Annotated in this window: 16 protein-coding genes; 14 read left to right on the top strand and 2 right to left on the bottom strand. The window is 73.4% G+C overall.

All coding sequences use genetic code 11. The features are described 5' to 3' along the window. From IE182_RS06460 to IE182_RS06440, 5 genes are read left to right on the top strand one after another with little or no spacing between them, the layout of a single operon-like run. Entirely contained in the window at positions 1 to 1,104 is a 1,104-nt protein-coding gene (locus IE182_RS06460; RefSeq protein WP_229844616.1) for a beta-ketoacyl synthase N-terminal-like domain-containing protein, read from the top strand. A gap of 5 nt (positions 1,105 to 1,109) precedes the next feature. Then, positions 1,110 to 2,219 carry a beta-ketoacyl synthase N-terminal-like domain-containing protein gene (locus tag IE182_RS06455; RefSeq protein WP_190108654.1) on the top strand — a complete coding sequence of 370 codons (1,110 nt, stop codon included), beginning with the start codon at positions 1,110 to 1,112 and terminating at the stop codon, positions 2,217 to 2,219. Further along, positions 2,216 to 3,367: a beta-ketoacyl-[acyl-carrier-protein] synthase family protein gene (locus tag IE182_RS06450; protein WP_190108653.1), complete on the top strand. Its 1,152-nt coding sequence runs from the start codon at positions 2,216 to 2,218 to the stop codon at positions 3,365 to 3,367. Before IE182_RS06455 ends, IE182_RS06450 begins: the two co-directional genes overlap by 4 nt. Beyond that, positions 3,364 to 4,353: a beta-ketoacyl synthase N-terminal-like domain-containing protein gene (locus IE182_RS06445; RefSeq protein WP_229844615.1), complete on the top strand. Its 990-nt coding sequence runs from the start codon at positions 3,364 to 3,366 to the stop codon at positions 4,351 to 4,353. Before IE182_RS06450 ends, IE182_RS06445 begins: the two co-directional genes overlap by 4 nt. Then, positions 4,350 to 4,607 (top strand): acyl carrier protein, encoded by a 258-nt coding sequence (locus tag IE182_RS06440; RefSeq protein WP_190108652.1) that lies wholly within the window; start codon positions 4,350 to 4,352, stop codon positions 4,605 to 4,607. Before IE182_RS06445 ends, IE182_RS06440 begins: the two co-directional genes overlap by 4 nt. 127 nt (positions 4,608 to 4,734) lie before the next feature. Here the strand turns inward: IE182_RS06440 and IE182_RS06435 are convergent, their stop codons facing one another. Further along, positions 4,735 to 5,112, bottom strand: coding sequence for a peptidoglycan-binding domain-containing protein (locus tag IE182_RS06435; protein WP_190108651.1), 378 nt, complete (start codon positions 5,110 to 5,112; stop codon positions 4,735 to 4,737). Positions 5,113 to 5,329: 217 nt separating this feature from the next. On the opposite strand from IE182_RS06435, the gene IE182_RS06430 reads away from it, so the two are divergent. Next, positions 5,330 to 6,712, top strand: coding sequence for a phosphatase PAP2 family protein (locus IE182_RS06430; protein ID WP_190108650.1), 1,383 nt, complete (start codon positions 5,330 to 5,332; stop codon positions 6,710 to 6,712). 83 nt (positions 6,713 to 6,795) lie between these two features. Here the strand turns inward: IE182_RS06430 and IE182_RS06425 are convergent, their stop codons facing one another. Next, entirely contained in the window at positions 6,796 to 7,110 is a 315-nt protein-coding gene (locus IE182_RS06425) for a hypothetical protein (RefSeq protein ID WP_190108649.1), read from the bottom strand. A gap of 277 nt (positions 7,111 to 7,387) precedes the next feature. Here IE182_RS06425 and IE182_RS06420 point away from each other — a divergent pair, with 277 nt between their 5' ends. The 8 genes from IE182_RS06420 to IE182_RS06385 all read left to right on the top strand — a co-directional run bounded on the left by IE182_RS06420 (position 7,388) and on the right by IE182_RS06385 (position 18,160). Next, complete coding sequence (locus tag IE182_RS06420; RefSeq protein ID WP_190108648.1) at positions 7,388 to 8,206, top strand: AraC family transcriptional regulator; 819 nt, start codon at positions 7,388 to 7,390, stop codon at positions 8,204 to 8,206. A gap of 118 nt (positions 8,207 to 8,324) precedes the next feature. After that, the gene (locus IE182_RS06415; protein ID WP_190108647.1) at positions 8,325 to 9,785 is read left to right on the top strand and encodes an L-lactate permease; all 1,461 of its coding nucleotides are present in this window, start codon (positions 8,325 to 8,327) and stop codon (positions 9,783 to 9,785) included. Positions 9,786 to 9,919: 134 nt separating this feature from the next. Then, entirely contained in the window at positions 9,920 to 10,714 is a 795-nt protein-coding gene (locus IE182_RS06410; protein WP_190108646.1) for a crotonobetainyl-CoA--carnitine CoA-transferase, read from the top strand. Next, complete coding sequence (locus tag IE182_RS06405) at positions 10,711 to 11,607, top strand: homocysteine S-methyltransferase family protein (protein ID WP_190108645.1); 897 nt, start codon at positions 10,711 to 10,713, stop codon at positions 11,605 to 11,607. Before IE182_RS06410 ends, IE182_RS06405 begins: the two co-directional genes overlap by 4 nt. Positions 11,608 to 11,716: 109 nt before the next feature. Then, positions 11,717 to 12,916, top strand: a complete 1,200-nt coding sequence (locus IE182_RS06400; RefSeq protein WP_190108644.1) for a peptidogalycan biosysnthesis protein — start codon at positions 11,717 to 11,719, stop codon at positions 12,914 to 12,916. A gap of 152 nt (positions 12,917 to 13,068) precedes the next feature. Further along, entirely contained in the window at positions 13,069 to 14,298 is a 1,230-nt protein-coding gene (locus tag IE182_RS06395) for an ATP-grasp domain-containing protein (protein ID WP_190108643.1), read from the top strand. After that, positions 14,295 to 15,572, top strand: coding sequence for an MFS transporter (locus IE182_RS06390; protein ID WP_190108642.1), 1,278 nt, complete (start codon positions 14,295 to 14,297; stop codon positions 15,570 to 15,572). The genes IE182_RS06395 and IE182_RS06390 overlap by 4 nt, the downstream gene beginning before the upstream one ends. A 461-nt stretch (positions 15,573 to 16,033) precedes the next feature. Next, on the top strand, positions 16,034 to 18,160 hold the full coding sequence (locus IE182_RS06385; RefSeq protein WP_229844614.1) for a SpoIIE family protein phosphatase: 2,127 nt from the start codon (positions 16,034 to 16,036) through the stop codon (positions 18,158 to 18,160). Positions 18,161 to 18,204: the final 44 nt, after the last annotated feature.

Here is an 18,204-nt window from a genome sequence, read left to right as displayed (position 1 = left end):
GTGACCGGCTGGCCCATCGCCGGCACCGGCGCCGTCAGCAGCGTCGGCGCCACGACCGCCGAGGTCTTCACCGCCTTGTGCGCCGGACGCGGAGCACCGCGCCCGGTACGGGCCTTCGACACCGCCCGGCTGCGCACCCGCCACGCCTACGAGATCACCGACCCACCGCAGCAGCCCGCGGCCTGGCTCTGCCGTGCCGTCGCCGAAGCCCTCGCCCAGGCGGGGATGCCCGACGACCTCTGCGACGTACCCGTCCTGGTCGGCACCGCCCTGCGCGACCTGCGAGGGGCCGAACGCGACTGGACGGAGGGCCGTTCCGCCCCGCCCGACCCGCACTTCGGCCGGATCCTGCGGGACCGCTTCGGGGCCTGCGACACCCACACCTTCGCCGGCGCTTGCTCCGCCTCGTTGTACGCGCTGGCACTCGCCGCCGACCTGCTCGCCGCCGGGCGCGCGGACACGGTCGTGGTGGCCGGCGTCGACACCATCACCGCCAGCATGTACGCCCTGCTCGACCGCGCCCAGCCAGGCGCGCCCCGAGAGGTCCGCCCCTTCGACCGCGACAGCGGCGGCCAGTTGCTCGGCGACGGCGCCGCCGCCGTCGTCCTGCGCCGCCCCGGCACGGCCCCGGCCCGCGCGGTGCTGCACTCGGTCGGCCTGTACTGCGATGCGGGCCACGTCACCGCGCCCTCCGCCGACGGGCTCGCCGCCGCCCAGCGCCAGGCCCACGACCGCGCCGGGATCACAGCCCGGGACGTCGGCCTCGTCCTCGCCCAGGGCACGGGATCCCCCCACAACGACCGGGCCGAGGCACAGGCCCTGGCCCGTGTCTTCGGCCCGGAGGGAGACGGTCCGCTGATTGCCGCCGTCGAGGGCATGACCGGCCACACCTCCGGCTGCTCGGGGCTGCTCAACACCGTGCTCGCCGTCGAGTGCCTGCGGCATGGACGGACACCCCCCGTCGTCGGTCTCCGCGACCCCATCGAAGCGGCCGCCGGGCTGCGCTTCAGCACGGGAGGACGAGTCGAACCGACGTATGCACAGGTGAACTCCTTCGGCTTCGGCGGGGTCAACGCCGTCGCCGTCCTCGGCAGGGCGGCGTGAGGCCCGTGGCGGATCCGGTGGTCACCGGGACCGGCGTAGCGCTCCCCGGCGCGCGGTGCGCAGCCGACCTGCTCGCACTGACGTACGGATCGGCCCGGCCGGTGCCCGAGCCGTGGCCTTCCCGCGACCGGGACACGCGGTTCAAGGACCGTGCGACCCGGCTCGCCCTCATGGCGGGCGAGGCCGCGCTGACCGCTGCGGGACTGCTCGACGCCGGCGGCCCGACGGTGCCGGGGGAGGAGGTCGGCGTCATCGTCAGTTCCAACCTGGGCACCCTGGACACGGTGTGCCGGGTGACCGAGACCCTCGACCGGGACGGCCCGGCGGCCCTGCGCGTGGTGAACCTCCCCAACGCCTGCAGCAACGCCACCGCCTCCAGCGTGGCCATCCGCTTCGCCCTGCACGGCATCAACCTCACGCTCTGCAACGGCGCCACGTCCGGGCTGGACGCACTCGGCTGGGCAGCGCTCGCCCTCGCCACCGCAAGGGCCCGGCGGCTGCTGGTGATCGGCGTGGAACCCGCCGGTCCCGCGGCACGGCACTGCGCCGGCGCATCAGGAACGCTGGACGGCGCGGCAGCGCTCGTCCTGGAGTCCGCGGACGCCGCGGCCGGGCGTGGTCGCGCGACCCTCACCGGCTACGCCAGGCGCACGAACGCGGACGCGGCGATCGCAGCGGCCGCGGCCGCTGCGGGGCCGGCAGGCCGGGCCACCGGCTGCGGGCTGTGGCTGCCGCCGCAGGAGGGGGCGATCGGCGTGGGCGCCGTGTGCCACCCCGATACGCCGGAAGACCGGGCAGCCAGGGCCGCCCGGGCACCCCGGCCGGGGTTTGATCCCGGGCGCCGGGACCGCGACACGGAGGGGGACAGCCACCACCCGGACGGGATCGGCTACGCCACGGTCTGCGACCTCGGCCGGGCCCTCCCGCCGGCCTCCGGCGCCTTCGGGGTGCTCCAGTGCGTCGCGGCCACCGCCTGGATCACCGCCGGTACGCCCGCCGGTGTCCCGCCCACCGCGCTGGCCGTGGCCGGCGGCGGCCGCGCGGACGACGCGGCAGCGGCTCTTCTGCTCTCCGCCGCACACCACGCCGGCGCACCCGACGAAGGAGAAGAATGACGCAAGTCCTGATCACCGGAGCAGGAGCGGTGTCCTGCCTCGGTGCCGGGGTGGAAGCCATGTGGCAGGCCCTGTGCGCCGCCCCCGGCAGCCGCCCCCTGCGAGCGGCCGACCCCGGCGCCCGGATGCCGCTGCCCCTGGTCTACCGGGCCCCGGTCGGCACCGGACCCGGTGGCCGCGCGTCACGCCTGGCCGTCATGGCGGCCCGGGAGGCCGTCGGCGACGCCGGGCTCGACGACACCGACCACGCGCGGAGCGCGGTGGTCATCGGCACGGGCGGCGGGAACGCCGACCACTGGGAACGACCGCTGGACCCCGGGCGCACCGACACCACGCCCTTCCCGGTCGCCTCGGCGGTGGCCGCCGCACTGGGGGCGGGCGGCGGCGCGACGTGCGTCAGCAACGCCTGCTCGGCCGGCGGCTTCGCCCTCGCCATCGCGGTGGACATGATCCGCTCCGGGGAGGCCGACGTCGTCCTCGCCGGGGGAGCGGAGGCGTACAGCCGGGTCGGGCTCGGCTGCTTCAACCGCATGCGCGCCGTCGATCCGCACGCCTGCCGGCCGTTCCACCGCGACCGGGCCGGCACCATCCTGGGCGAAGGCGCCGCCGTCCTCGTCCTGGAGTCGGCCGGCCACGCCCGGCGGCGTGGAGCGGCGCGTCACTACGCGACGCTGGCGGGCTCGGGCTGGAGCTGCGACGCCCACCACCTGACCGCACCCGGACCGGACGGTGCCCAGATCCGGCGCGCCATGACGGCCGCACTGACCGACGCCGGGGCACCGGCGGATGCGGTGGGCTGCGTCGTACCGCACGGCACGGGCACGCGGCTGAACGACGTCGTCGAGAGCGAGGCCCTCGGCGCCGTCTTCGGCGAACGGCTCGCCCGGCTGCCCCTCTACAGCCTCAAGGCGCTGACCGGTCACACCGCGGGGGCCGCCGGCGCCCTCGGTGTCCTCACGGCCGCCCTCATCCTCGACCGCCGCACCGTACCGCCCAACGTGCCGCTCGGCGCGGAACAGGACGCCCAGTGCCCGGTCAGCCTGCCGCAGGAAGTGCCGGTCCCCTTGGTCGGACGCCATGCCATGGCCAACGCCTTCGCGTTCGGGGGCAACAACGTGTCGTTGGTTCTGGAAGGGCGGACGCCGTGAACCCCGACGACCTGGTGGTGACCGGCATCGGCGTCGTCTCGCCCCGCGGCTGCGACCCGGCCGCACTCGACCTGGACGGCACCGCCCCTGCCGACGACTCCTGGTTCGACGCCACGGCCGAACTCGGCGCCCGCGGCTACAAGTACGTTCCTCCGGCGGGCCGTTACCTGCTCGCCGCCACCCGCAGGGCCGTCGCCGACGCGGGCGACCCGCTGGCCGGAGTGCCGGAGGGTGAGCGCGGCATGGCCCTCGGCACCAACAGCGGCATCGCCGCGCTCATCGACGCCATGGACGCCACCATCACCGACGCCGGTGCGGAGCGGCTCAGCCCGGCGACCGCCCCGTACTTCTCCATCAACACCCTGGCGGGCCGGGTGGCCATGGACCACGGGGTCAAGGGCTGGAACCTCACGCTCACCTCACCGCGCACGGCCGGGATGGAGACGCTGCTCGCCGGCGCACGAGCGGTCGCCGCGGGGCGTTCCGCCGTCCTGCTGGCCGGTTCCACCGAAGCCCCTCTCCCCGTCCACCACCCCGGCCACGCCCTCTCCGAAGCCGGCGCGGCCGTGCTCTTCCTCGAACCCCGCGCCGCGGCCGCCGCCCGCGGCGCGACGCCCTACGGCACCTGCCGCACCGCCACGTTCTTCCTCACCACCGCAGAACGGACCGTGCACGAGGCACTCGCCCGACTCGTCGAGGACGCCGGCGCACCGGACGGCACCACCTTGCCGGCCCGCCTGATCTGCGACCCCTGCCCGGCGGGCACGGCCCTCGCCGGCCACCTGCGCCGTCTGGGCGTCCCCGCCGACATCGTCCCGCCGGGCGCCGGAACCCTCCTGCCGTTCCTGCACCTCACCCGGGGCCTCGCCCGTCCCGGCCCCCCGCACCTGGTCGCCGCCGCGAGCTCCGACGGTGCCTGCGCCCTGACCCTGGTCCAGCCCCTGCCGACTCCACGACCCCGAGCATCCGAACAGGAGCCACGATGAACGCCGAGAGCACCACCGTCGACCTTGAGCAGCTGCGTGCCGCCATCGCCGAGGTCCTCGAACTCGACCCTGCGGAGGTCACCGACGACGCCCACTTCGTCCGGGACCTGGGCGGCGACTCCTTGCTGGCCCTGGAGATGCAGATCGTCCTGGAAACGCAGTACGGCGTCCGGCTGACGGAGGACGACCTGGGCGAGGCGACGTCGCTGCGCGGCATGTACGAGTTGGTCCTGAAGAAGACCGCAGCCGGCTGACGGCGGAAGGGGGACGGACGTTCGCCGCCTCAGCCCGGTGACCGCCGCCGGAACGCGCGTCCCTCAAGGGGACGCGCGTCGGTGTGCAGCGTGCGGGTGCTGCTGCCTCAGGGGGCGGCGGTGCCGATCACTTGTCGCAGTCGATGTCGTTCCACCACCAGTGGTTCAGCTCGCGCCAGGTGTCCTTGCCGATGATGCCGTCGGACGCCAGCCCGGCGCACTGCTGGAACGCCTTGGTCGCGTTCTTGGTGTCGGTTCCGAAGACGCCGTCCACCACGACGTGCCGCTTCAGCACGCTGTCCAGCTGGCACTGGGCCTGCTTGACCGCCGCGCCTCTGGAACCGACCGAGAGGGTCGGTTCGTCGTCGGTGTGGTTGCATGCGTAGCGCGGGACGCCCGCAGGGGCCTGCGAGGATGCCTGGGCCTGGGTGGCGATCCCCCCGAGCCCCAGGAACGCGGTGGCGGCCACGATCCCCGCCGCCCTGACCGTACGTGTCAACTGCATGACGTTCTCCTCTGTGTCACGTGCCGGACTGGTCGTTCGTGCGGTTGCGCGGACCCAGCTTGCGGGCCGTGGCCACGCGACGTCGTCCTCATTCGGTCGTCGGCGAAACACCGCCGGATCCCCTGCACGGAGAGAGGGGTACCGAGCGCACCTGCGGCGACAAAACGTACAATGTTGCCTATAACGGAACTGCATCCAATAAAACGGTTAAAAATTGATGCCTATAGTATGGCGGGTGTTTTCGCGATCAAACTGCAGAATTAAGTTCGCCGCGTGGCGTCGACCACGGGCGATCCTGTGGGCCACGGCGGGTGTGGCGGCCCTCGGACTCCTCATCGCGCTGGAGATCGCCGCGCGTCGCTACGGCGGCGCGCCGGGGCCGATGACCAACCAGGCGAAAGAGGTGATATTCGCCCCCAAACCGGGGCCGCTGTACGGCGGCATGGCGTTGATGATGGTGGTGCTCACCTGGCGGCAACGGTTCATCGCAGCCGGTGCCGCGATCGGCATCGACGTCGTCTTCGTTCTGGTGCGGTGGGCGGTCGGCGCCGACATGACCGAAGGCCGGTACTTCGGCAACGGCGCGCTGTGGGTGATGCTGGGCTGTGCGGTCATCGCTGTCACGCGCCGCACCGGACGGGAACGCGTCCTGCTGCTGAAGGGCGTGGGGCTGGGCCTGCTCCTGGTGGCCGCCCGCAAAGCCGGCGACACCTGGCTCCTCATCACGTCGAAGACACGCCCGACGGTGCTCGACCCGTACGTGGCGACCGCCGACCACGCGCTGGGCAACCCGTCGTGGCTGGCGGGCCGGATCCTCAAGGCCACCGGCCCGATCGGCGACCATCTTCTCGGCGTGATCTACGCGCAGCTTGCGGTGGCCGCGGTCGTCGTCGCGCTGTACCAGCTGCGCAACGTGGCGGCCGAGCGCCGCTTCCCCAGCCACTACCTGGTGCGCACCTTTCTGGTGATCGGCGTCCTCGGGCCGGCCATCTACATGGTCTTCCCGGTGGTCGGACCGGTCTTCGCCTACGGGCCGGGCGCCTCCGGCACCGGCGGCGTGCACTGGGCGGTGGCCAACCTGTGGCCCAACACGCCGCCGCCGATCAACGTTCCGCATCCGGTGATCTACGACGACATCACCCCACGCAACTGCATGCCCAGCCTGCACACGGCCTGGGCCACCGCGATCTTCATCCACACCCGCAAGGGCCCGCGAATCCTGCGATGCGCAGGGGCGTTCTGGCTGATCGCCACCCTCAGTGCAACGCTGGGCTTCGGCTACCACTACGGCGTGGATCTCCTTGCCGGGGTGGTGTTCGCGCTCACGATCGAGGCGGGTCTGCGTTCGCTCGACCGTGGCTGGGACCGGTCGGGAACCCGGCTGGTCGCCTACGGCGCGACGGTCTTCGCTGCGCTCCTGGCGTCGTACCGCTATCTGCCGGTGGAGATGGCCGAGCATCCGTGGGTGTCCGGCCCCCTGCTCCTTCTGGCGATGAGCTCAGTGATCTACGGCTACGTGCGGACCACCCAACGGTGGGAGCAGAACGCGCCGAAGGCCGCACCGGCACGGCAACCGGAACCGCAACCCGAACTGGTTTGAGTCACGGTGCCGAGGCCAGGTCTTACGCCGTGCCTTCCGGGTGGCCGCCCGGAAGGCACGGAGCGGGTGGACTCGCCTGCCCGTCAATGGGTGTACAGCCACCAGTAATAGCGGTACTTGTCGTTGTTGTATTCACGCTTGCACCGGTAATCGCTCCAGGTGCCGTGGCTCTTGCCCTCCTTGCCGGCCTTCTGGCAGGAGTTCTCGTCGTCGTAGGAGCCGCGCTTGTCCCAGTGGCCCTTCGACAGGTCGTCGTCCTGCGGGCTTGAGGCGCTGCTGGCCGGGCTGGGGGACTCCTCCGACGGAGCTGCGACGGCCGCCCCCGCCGTTCCGGCCATCAGCAGCCCCGCGGTGACCGCCGCCACCACCGGCGCGAGGCGGAAGGTCCTCGATTTCATGAGGTTTCCCTCTCTCTTTGGCATCTTCCCTGATGGTGGCCGCGGAACGCAGCCTCCGGAAGGCCGGTGCCCGGGCGTGCGGGAGCGGGATCCCCGGGTCGTCCCGCGCGGGCGGGCCTGAACTTCACGCGGCGTGAGGAGGCAGGGCTGCCACATGACAACCTCTGCTTCCGCCTCGAAGGCCAAGGCCAAGGCCCGAGCCAGGACCAGGGCCATGCTGCCGACGCTGTGAGCGGAGCCATATGCCGGGGGAGTGCCCGTCTGCGATCATGCGCCGATGGGAGCGGGAGGCGAGCACGCACGGCTGTGGACCGCGGCCGGCAGCCCGCAGGTGGAGCTGCTGGCCGCCCGTTTCGAGCGCTTCGCCTTCGACCGGCACAGCCACGAGCAGCTCTCCGTCGGCGTCATCGAGCACGGCGCGGAGGGACTGCACGTGGCCGGCGGCAAGGTCGTCGTCCCGGCCGGGCACCTGGTGATCCTCAACCCCGGGCAGGTGCACACCGGTTTCGCCGCCGCGGAGTCCGGCTGGCGGTATCGGATGTTCTACTTCGACACCGCCATGGTCGACGAGCTGGCCCACGAACACCTGGGCGCCCGGGACGTCTGGTTCCCGGAGACGGCCGTGCGGGACGCCGGGCTGTTCTCCCGGCTGCGGTGCGCCCACCGGGAACAGGAGCGCGCCGCCGACCCCCTCACCGCCGAGTCCCTGCTGATCGGTGGCCTCGGCGCGGTGCTGCGCCGGCACGCCCGTACCGGCCGGGTGTCCGTCGCGGGGGCTCCGCGGGGCGTGCGCCGTGGACCGGATCTGGCCCGGCAGTTGCTGCACGACCGGTGGACCGAGCCCGTCACCGTCGCCGAGCTCAGCGCCGCCGCGGGCATGCCGCGGGCCTCGCTCATCGCCGCGTTCCGCCAGGCGTACGGGTTGCCGCCGCACGCCTATCTGCTGCGGCTGCGCGCCAACCGGGCCCGCCGCCTGCTGCTGGCCGGACAGCGGCCGGCCGAGGTGGCGGCCGCCACGGGCTTCGCCGACCAGGCGCACCTCACCCGTATCTGCAAGCGCTACTTCGGGGTGACGCCGGGGGCCATCCGCCCCTGAGCCTCGTGGCGTCGCCCGGTGATCGTTCCGCGACTTTCGTTCAAGACCGCCGCCCGCCCGCGCCGCCAGGCTGTGCCGCAGCCGTACGGCGAGAGAAGACGAAAGGCGGCTCGAACACATGGTGTGGGCAATAGCGGTGTCCCCGCTCGTCATGGTGCTGGGAATGATCACCGGGCTGCGCCGGCCGGCGCACTGGGCGGCGATCGCAGGCGCCGCGCTGGCGGCGGTGCTGATCTGGTGGCTGCCGGACTTCACGCTGCCGGGCGACGAGCTGGCCACGGGGGCCGGGGGAGCCGGCCTGCTGGTGCTGAACGCCGCCGCGGTGATGCTGCCCGGCGTCTACCTCAGTCAGGTGCTCACCCGCCGGGAGGTGCACCGGTCGCTGCAGGAGTGGGTGCGCGGCCTGCCGCTGCCGGGACCCGCGAAGATCGCCCTGGTGGTGGCGGGCATCGCCCCCACGGTGGAGTCGCTCACCGGCTTCGGGGTGTCGCTGCTCGTCACCGTGCCCGTCCTGCTCGCCCTCGCACCGGCTCCGACCGCCCTGCGGCAGGCCATGCTCGGCATGAACATCATGCCGTGGGGCACCCTCGGTCTCGCCACCGTCATCGGCGCCACGCTCACGGGGACGGGGGTGTCCGCTCTGGGCACCGCCACAGCGGTCACCAGCGCCCTCGTCTTTCCGCTGGTGACCGTGTGGGCCGCGCTACTGGCCCGTCCGCAGCGCCGGTTCCGCACCGCCGCCGTGGCCGCGGCTGCGGGCGGGGCGCTCTCGCTCGGGCTCCTGGCACTCGACGCGGCGGGCGTGGTCCAGCCGGCGGGTGTCATGGCCGGGCTGCTCACCACGGGCATCGGGCTGACGCTCTGCGCCGTCCGCCGGTCCCGCTCCGGCGGCGCGGAGCCCGCCGGCCGGCTGCTGCCGCCACGCGCGGTGCTGCACGCCTACGGCCTCGTCCTCGGCGGCATCGCCCTCACCCGCGCGGCAACGGCCGCCGGAGTCCCTGCCGTGGCACTGCACGCGGGCAACGCGAGCTTCGCGCTCCTCACGTCACCGGGCCTGCCGCTGCTGGCCGCCGCCCTGCTCCTGGACCGCGGGCGCCCGAACGGCCAGGACGCCCGCGCCGCGCTGACGCGCGTCGGCCGGCCGCTGCTCGCCCTGACCGGGTTCGTCACCCTCGGCCGGCTGATGGCCGACAGCGGCATGATCGGGGAGCTGGGCACGGCGGTCGCCGGGGCGCCGCCGCTGGTCATCGCGATGGCCGCACCCGCGCTCGGCATGCTCGGCGGCTTCATCACCGGCTCGAACGTCGGCGGCAACGCGATGATGATGCCGCTTCAGGAGCGGCTCGCCCCGAGCGGCGCCGGACTCGATACGTGGTTCGCTGCCTTGCAGAACAGCGCGGCGGGCCACACCGTCTTCACCTCACTACCGATGATCATGCTGATCCTGGCGGTGGCCGGCGACCGGGCGAAGAGCGGCGGCGTCTCGGAGCACACCCTCCTGCGCTTCGGCCTCAAGGTGGCGGCCGCGGTCTATGCGGCTCTGGCGGCGACGGCGGTGGTCATCGTCTCCTGCGCGTGACCACCGGGTCGGTGCGCCTGTCAGGAACCTGCCATGCGCCTTGTGGGGCCTGGTACCGGAGATCAAGATGGGCGTCTGTAACGGCTGCATGAATGGAATGTTTACCGGAACAGGCACCCACGGGGGGTATCTGCATGGTCGTCGATGTCCGTGAGGTCGCTCGGGCCTACCTGCGTCGCGTCAATTGGGGGAGCGGGGTCTTACACGCGGGATTCGAGGCTTCCGATATACCGGAAGAGCTGGTCCGGAAGATAGCCGGCCGTTTCCACGAGCAGCCGCACCGGCCCAACGACCCCGAAGCCCGGGACCAGTACCTGCAGATGGCCGACGAGGCGAGGGCTCAGCTCTCCTGCATGACCGACATGGGAATCAAGGTCCGCCTCTACCCGCACCCCGGGCAGCCCTACGGCACGTCCCGGGAGCTCTGCGACGCCCTCGACGCGGGAAAGGACCTGTACGTCTACCCCACCGAGCACGGGCACGGGCCGGCGGGGTACGAGGACCCGGACAACCCGCTCCTGCTGCGGTCGGGCGTCGAGATCGACGGTGCCCGCGCCCTCCACAACGACGTTTTGCGGGCCACGCACGACTACTTCGGACATTATCTGGCCCGGGCCCCGTTCAACCTCCCGGGCGAGCTGTCCGTGGCCTACGCGCATCTGGGGATGTTTTCCCCCGAGGTGCACGGAGCGGTGCTCAACGAGTTTGTCGGGCAGATTTCGTGGTTCTATTACGGACCGCACATTCTCCGGGCGGACGGTTCCGTTCCACGCTGTGGTGACGACGACTGGATCCCTCCCTCGGAGCGCCCGTTCGCGGATCAGAAAGTCAATCTCATGCCGTCCGAATGGGTTGCGGAATTCCTGGAGTGGGGTCGTGCCCAGAGCACTGCGCACGACGTCGTGGAACGTTGCGAGGAGTTGGTATGAGTCCGCGTCCGAGGATCCTCGACGGAGGTACGGCGACCGGCCTGCAGGCGGCCGGCATCGCCATCGCCGAGCCCTGGCTCACCAGCGCGGCGCTGCGCGACGCAGCGGGCACGGACGCGCTGGTGGGCGTCCACGCACAGTTCCTGCGCACCGGCAGCGACGTCCTCACCGCCAACACCTTCCGCGCCAACACCCGGGCCCTGTCCCGCATGGGCGTGGCGGAGAACGAGCACGCCGACTACGTCCACCGGGCCGTGGACTGCGCCGTACGGGCCCGCCGGGACGCCGCCGCGCCGCACGCCCTGGTAGCCGCCTCGGTCGCCCCCGTGGAGGACTGCTACACCCCGGCGCTCGCCCCGGACCAGGACACCCTGCGGCGCGAACACCGGTGGATGGCCGGCGTCCTGGCGGACTCGGAGGCCGATCTCATCCTGGTCGAGACGCAGTGCACCCGCCGGGAGGCGGTGATCGCCGTCGAGGCCGCCGCCGAGCGCGGGCTGACGGCCTGGGTCAGCTTCGTCGTCACCGCCGAGGCGACGCTCCCCGACGGCGACGCGCTCCGGGACGCGGCACGGGCCTGCGTCGAGGCGGGCGCGAGCGCCGTGTCCGTCAACTGCCTGCCCCACGCGGCCGTTCCCCGCGCCCTGGAACTGCTCGGCGGCCTCGGCGTGACCGTGGGCGTCTACCCCAACCTGGAGGACCGCGCGGCGCTCGACGAGTGGGAGCACAGCACGCACAGCCTGCCCCCGGCCCTGTCGCCCGCCGCCTTCGCCGACCTGGCACACGGCTGGGCCACCGAGTTCGAGCTCGGCTTCGTCGGCGGCTGCTGCGGAACCGCACCCGAGCACATCAGCGCCCTGGCCGCCAGGCGTCCCGCGGGGGCGACTTCGTGATATTCCTCGCGCGTGGCCCGGACGATCACCTCGGCTACGCTTCCCGGGGCGGGGAGGCCCCCGCCCCGGCGTGGTGGGGCCGGGTGCACGCGGCAGAGGGAGGGGTGGCGTGGTGACGCTCAGGGAGTACGCCACGGCGGACGGCCTGTCCGCCGGCTACTGGAGCGCCGGTCCGGAGGACCCCAGGGCCTCGGCCGCATGGCTCACCGCGAACCGGTGGCCCCAGGACGGCGTGCACTTCCTGGAGGTCCCTGCCGCCGGCGCGGCCTGCGCGGTGCGCACCCAGGACGACCACGCCGGCTTCCCCCGCATGAACTGCACCGACATCGTGGCCGGTACGGGCCGCGATGTGGCACAGCCGGAGGCGGAGCTGGCGCAGGCCCGGGCCGAGGGGCTGCGCCAGCTGAACGTCTGCGCCCTCGGCTACGGCCAGTCCGTCTTCCCCGCGCACGTTCCCGCGAACGCGGCGGAGTCCGGCCCATCGGCGGACGGCGCGGACTTCGACGGCTTCGACGCGTCGGCGGACGGTGCGGGCGACGCGGCGCCGGGTGCCGCGGGCCCCGCCCTCGACGCGGGTGCCCTGGTCACCGCTCTCGAAGAGCACGCGGAGTCCCGGGGACGGCTGCTCACCTTCCTCCACCTCGACGAGGCCGACCCGGTGCTGCCGGTCCTGAGGGAACGCGGCTGGCACGTGGGCATCACCGACCAGTACTTCCTGATCGAGGACACCGGCGCTGACGAGGCCGGCTACCTTGCCCGCTTCCCTGCGGACCGACGCCGCCGGCTGCGGCGGGAGTTGGCCTCCCTCGACGAGGCCGGCGCGACAGCCGAGATCCACCGGGGCGACACGGTGACCGACGAGATCCAGCAGGAGGTCGCCCGGCTGGAAGCGTGCGCGGACGAAAAGCACGGCATCCCCGGCGATCCGGCCCGCCTGTTGCGCGTCAACGAACGACTGCGTACCGCCCTCGGCTCCCGCTACGGTGTGGCGCTGGTCCGTGACCGTACCGGCCGGGCCGTCGCGAGCGCCACCCTGGCCCTGGGCACCCGCGACGTCCTGCTGCGCATGGTCGGGCTCGGCCCGGGCAGCGAGGAGACCGGCGCCTACTTCCACGTCGCCTACCACCTGCCCATGCGACTGGCCCGCAGCACGGGAGCGACCCGGGTCCTGCTCGGCCCCGGCAGCGGCACCCCCAAACTGCGCAGGGGGGCCACGGCGAAGCCGTTGCTGAGCGCCGTACCGCCCGGCGCCGCCGCGCACGGCGCACTGCTGCGCCGTACGGATGCGGCCTTCGCCGCCCGCCCCTGACGGCCCCTGGCCAGGGGACCGGCCCGGCGCGCGTGACCCTGTGAACCGGCGATCGTCCCGCCGACGCCGACCGTCCCGGGCCCGCCACGGCCTTCCGGACCCCACCCGTTCCATTCCGCCCCTCCTGCCACCCCTGAAGGATCGAGGTCGCCGTGCACCAACCTCCCACCGTCCTGATCATCGGCATCGGACCGTTGCGTGAACGATTCTTCGCAGCGGCGGAACGCAGGGGCGTCGACACGATCCTGGTGGACGAGACCGCCTACTCCCGCTACGACCGCCTGGCCACCGAGAACCACGCCTGGCGCCTGACGGACCACCAGGACCCCGGACCCGACCTGCACTTGCTGGACTCGCTCGCCGGCCGGGTGGACGGCGTGCTGGCCCTGACCGACTGGGGCACCCGCATCGCCGCCCGGCTCGCGAAGGAATGGGGCCTGCCCGGCGCCGGCACGGCCGTGGCCGACGGCCTGGCCCACAAGGCCGACGTCCGCCGCCGCCTGGCCGGCACCGGGGCCGAACTGCCCTTCGCCCTCACCGCGGACGCCGACGAGGCCGCGGAACTCCTGCGTTCCGCACCGTCCGGCGCCGTCATCGTCAAGCCCGTCGACGGCGCGGCCAGCCTCGGCGTCCGCCGGGTGTCCGACCCGTCCGGGCTCGCCGACGCGATAGCGGCCGTGAGGAACACGACGGGTCAGCCGCAGGCCCTCGTCGAGCACTTCGTGCCGGGGCCCGAGGTGTCCCTGGAGGCCGTCGTCTCGGGCGGACGCGTACGGTTCGTGGGAGTCACCGAGAAGACCTGCGCCGCACCGCCGTCGTTCGTGGAGACCCGGCACGTGATCGACCCCGCCGCCCAGGAGCGGCTGGCCCCCTCGGCGACCCGCTTCGTCGAGACCGTGGTGACGGCCTTGGACATCGACAGCGCCGTGCTGCACCTGGAGGCCAAGCACGACGGCGACCGCTGGCACCTGATCGAGGCGGCCTTCCGTCCCGCCGGCGGGCTGATCAGCGACGTGCTGCTGCGGGCCACCGGGCTGGACCTGTACGACGCCGCGCTCTCGATCGCCCTCGGCGACCAGGACCCCGCGCGCCCCCGCACGGAGCGGACGCCGCAGGTGGCGGCGGTGGAGTTCGTGGCCGCCACCGGCACCGTCGCCGACGCCCCCACGATGGCGGGTGTGCGCGACGGGCTGCCGCTCGTCTCGCACGCCGAACGCCTGCTGCCGCCCGGCACGACCCTGGGCGGCGTGGACGCCAACTGGTGGCGGGCAGGCTACGTCCTGGGCAGCGGACCCGACCGCGGCGAGCTGCTGGCACAGCTGTCCGAGGCCAACTCCCGGCTGCTCGGCCTCCTCGGCCTGACCAGGGTGCCCGACGCGTGAGCAGCACGAGTCAGGCACCGCTGCCCCGGCTCATGGTGTCGGCGATGGTCGTCGACGCGGTGGGTTCGGGGATGTTCATGCCGTTCGCGCTGCTGTACTTCGTACGGGTGCAGCACCTGGGCGTCGGAACGGTCGGCACCACGCTCACAGTGGCGAACCTCGTGCTGATCCTGGCGAGCGCCCCCCTGGGACGCCTGGTGCAGACGTACGGCTCGATGCGCTCGCTGATCGCGGGCAACGCCCTGCGTGCCCCGCTGTTCGTCCTCTACGCGCTGACCCTGCCCGCCCCCGTGGCCGTGGGCGCGCTGGTGCTGTCCGCCGTCCTGGACAAGGCGGTGTGGGTCTCCCTCGGCGCCACCATCGCCCGACTGGCGCGCGGCCCCCAGGCGCGACGGGCGTTCAGCACCGTGGGCTGGGCCCGGAACATCGGGCTGTGCCTGGGGTCCCTGGCCGGCGGCGCACTGGCCTCGGCCCAGAGCGCCACCGGCCTCCGCGTGATCGTGCTGATCAACGCGGTCAGCTTCGCCGTCACCGCGGCGGCGCTGCTGCGACTGCGTGGACAGGCCGACGCCGTGGCACCGGCTGCCCGGGAGAAGACCGCCCGGGACGACGCCGCCCGGGACAAGGCCGAGCGGGAGCCGGAGTCGGCTGGTGGCGGTGGCGCCCTGCAGGTGCTGCGCCTGCCGGGGTTCGCGCTGCTGAGCGCCGCCAAGACCTGCTTCGCGGTGTGCGCCACGGTCGTGTCGATGTTCACCGGCCTGTACCTCGTGGACCACGCCGGTCTGGACGGCTGGGCGGCGGGGACGGTGCTGGCGGTGAACGGCGGACTCGTCGTGCTGTTGCAGCAGTCGCTGGTCAAGCGCACCGCGGACCGTCCCGCGCCGCGGATGATGCTCGCCGGCGGCGCCCTGTACGCCGTGTCCGGCCTCGGCTTCGCGCTGATCGCCCCCCTGGGGGACACGGTGCTGCCCGCGGTCACACTGGCCGTCGCGCTCGTCGCGATGACGCTCTACACGCTCGGCGAGATCGTGATCGCCCCGGCCAGCGACGGCTACGCCGCGGACCTCGCGGAACCCGGCTCGGAGGCGACCTGCATGTCGGTCTATCAGGCGTCCTGGTCCCTCGCCTCGGTGGCCGTCCCGGTCGCCGGCTCCTGGTTGCTGGTCGCCTCGGCCTCCGCGATCTGGATCGCCTTCACCGCCGTGGCCCTGCTGGGCACCGTCCTCAGCGCCCTCCTCGCCCGCACCCGGGCACCGGCGCCCGCGCCGGCCTGACCGCCCGGCCGTGCCGCTACGGGGCACGGCCGGTCACCTCCGCCACCCCGGTCACCTTCGCTGCTGCGGTCCCCCGGACGGGCGGACGGGCTCAGTTCCCCGTCGGCTGCGTGCCGCCCCTCGCCCGGGCGGCCGCGCCGCCCGTAGCCGGTCGCTCCCCACGGCCTGCACACCGACGCACCACGGCCGTCGGCAGTGCCGGCAGGGAGGCGGCCCGGCCGGGCGTCGCGTCCGTCCCGGCATGCCGCCACCGCCGGACGGGAGTATGGTCCGAATGAGGACGGTGGAGCCGCGCTCACCAGGCGTAGCACGCCGTCCGCCACGACCCGCGTCCGGTGCTGCCGCGGGCGCGAGTGCGGGCCGGCGACGGCAACCGCAGGGCGTCCGGCGCAGGGTGTCCGGTCCGCTGCGCCCGGCTCCGCCCGCGCCGGCGGAGCCCCCGGCCGGTGAGGAGCTCCTCTGTGACTGGGCGCGGTGAGCAGCCGGGTGCGACGGATCCCCTGGGCGAGGCGCTGGCGACCGCAGTGCACCGCACGGGAGCCATGGCCGGGAGCGTCTACGTGCTGGACCCGGAGGAACCGGTCCTGAGCCTGGTGGTGATGTGCGGGACCGCGGTCGACGCCGCCGAGCCCTGGTGGCGGATGCCCCTGGCCGCCCAGGCCCCGCTGCCGGAGTCGGTACGGGAGGAACGCCTGGTGTGGGTGGGCTGCCAGGAGGACATGGCCCGCCGCTACCCGCGCGCCGCGATGGCCTTCCCTTTCCAGCTCGCGATGGCCGCCACCCCGCTCAGGGGCGTCAGCCGCTGCTGGGGAGCGCTGGTGCTGCTGTGGCCGCCCAGCCGTCCGGACCACCTCACCCTTCGCCGGCGCGGGCACATCGTCTTCAGCGCCCGGCGCATCGCCCGCGTTCTGGACGAAGCCGCGCAGCCGCCGGCCATACCGGAACGGCCCCGTCTGGTGCCCGTGCACCATCCCGACGCCGGACCGGGACGCTCCGCACGCGCGGTCTCCGGCTTCGTCGAACGTCTTCCCCTCGGTGCCCTCGCCCTGGATCTGGAAGGCCGTGTCTCCTTCGCCAACGCCGCCGCTGTCGAACTGCTGGGCCGGTCCGCCGAACAGCTGCTGGGCACCCTGCCCTGGCAGTCCCTTCCCTGGCTGGACACCCCCGACTGGGCGGACACCTACCGCACGGCCGTCAGCAGCCGTGAACCGCTCGCCATGACGGTCCTCCGCCCACCGGACCGCCGGCTCGATTTCCGTCTCTACGCGGACGACAGCGGTGTGAGCGTCCTCATCACTCCGTCCCCCACCGCCGCCCAGCCGGGCCGGCAGTCCCCCGATGCGCCGCCGGCCGGTACCCCCTCCACGGGCAGGATCTACCGCCTGATGCACCTGGCCGCCGCACTCACCGAGACCGTGAGCGTGCAGGACGTCATCGACCTGACCGCCGATCAGGTGCTGCCCGCCTTCGGTGCCCGCGGCATGATCATGTCCACCGCAGAAGCCGGCCGGCTGCGGGCCATCGGTCACCGCGGCTACGACTCCGACGTCATCGCGCACCTGGAGGGCCTGCCCATCGACGCCGACCTGACCCCCGTCGGCCGCGCCCTGGTCACCGGCGCCCCCTCCTTCTTCGCCAACCGCGAGGAACTGACCCGCAGCTATCCCGGGGCGCCCCAGATCAGTGACAAGCAGGCATGGGCGATCCTCCCGCTGATCACCTCCGGACACCCCATCGGCTGCTGCGTCCTCGCCTACGACCATCCCCACGTCTTCACCGCCGGTGAACGCTCCGTCCTCACGCCCCTGGCGGGCCTGATCGCCCAGGCACTGGACCGCGCCCGCCTCTACGACGCCAAGCACAACCTCGCCCACGCCCTTCAGCAGACCCTCCTGCCCCACACCCTGCCCACCATGAACGGGCTCGACGTCGCGGCCCGCTATCTGCCCGGCAGTTACGGCATCGAGGTGGGCGGCGATTTCTACGACCTCATCCGCCTCACCGACACCACCGCCGCCGCGGTCATCGGCGACGTACAGGGCCACGACGTGACAGCCGCCGCCCTCATGGGGCAGGTCCGCACCGCCGTCCACTCCCACGCCACCGCCGGCGCGACCCCCGACGAGGTCCTCACCCGCACCGACCGCGACCTCGCCGACCTGGACGCGGGCCGTTTCGCCACCTGCCTCTACGCCCACCTCGACCTCGCCCGCCACCAGGCGGTCCTCGCCAGCGCCGGGCATCCGCCCCCGCTCCTGCGACCTCCGGGAGGGCAGGGGCACGTCGTCGACATCGACCCCGGTCCACCGCTGGGATTCGGCCTCGGGGCGTCCTACCCGGTCACCACCGTGTCCGTGCCCGTCGGGGCCGTCCTCGCCCTCTACACCGACGGCCTCGTGGAAATCCCCGGCACCGACATCGGCCGGACCACCGCCGACCTCGCCCGGCACCTCACGGCCTCCGGCGACCTGGCCCTCCACCACCTCATCGACAGCCTCGTCCAGCACACCCGCCCCACCGGCCGGCACGCCGACGACATCGCCCTGCTCCTGCTCCAGCCCACGAACGGGGCGACCGACCCCCGATGACCGGCCGGACCGGATGCGTTGGAGGGCTCAGTCGTCGAGCAGCC

Source organism: Streptomyces cinnamoneus (genome assembly GCF_014650495.1).
GTDB lineage: Bacteria > Actinomycetota > Actinomycetes > Streptomycetales > Streptomycetaceae > Streptomyces > Streptomyces cinnamoneus.
This window is presented reverse-complemented; position numbering and strand designations above follow the sequence as displayed.

Coding starts and splice junctions, on each gene's coding strand:
- IE182_RS06435 (WP_190108651.1), bottom strand. CDS start 5,112: ATGCAGTTGACACGTACGGTCAGGGCGGCGGGGATCGTGGCCGCCACC.
- IE182_RS06450 (WP_190108653.1), top strand. CDS start 2,216: ATGACGCAAGTCCTGATCACCGGAGCAGGAGCGGTGTCCTGCCTCGGT.
- IE182_RS06410 (WP_190108646.1), top strand. CDS start 9,920: ATGGTCGTCGATGTCCGTGAGGTCGCTCGGGCCTACCTGCGTCGCGTC.
- IE182_RS06425 (WP_190108649.1), bottom strand. CDS start 7,110: ATGAAATCGAGGACCTTCCGCCTCGCGCCGGTGGTGGCGGCGGTCACC.
- IE182_RS06405 (WP_190108645.1), top strand. CDS start 10,711: ATGAGTCCGCGTCCGAGGATCCTCGACGGAGGTACGGCGACCGGCCTG.
- IE182_RS06415 (WP_190108647.1), top strand. CDS start 8,325: ATGGTGTGGGCAATAGCGGTGTCCCCGCTCGTCATGGTGCTGGGAATG.
- IE182_RS06440 (WP_190108652.1), top strand. CDS start 4,350: ATGAACGCCGAGAGCACCACCGTCGACCTTGAGCAGCTGCGTGCCGCC.
- IE182_RS06420 (WP_190108648.1), top strand. CDS start 7,388: ATGGGAGCGGGAGGCGAGCACGCACGGCTGTGGACCGCGGCCGGCAGC.
- IE182_RS06430 (WP_190108650.1), top strand. CDS start 5,330: ATGCCTATAGTATGGCGGGTGTTTTCGCGATCAAACTGCAGAATTAAG.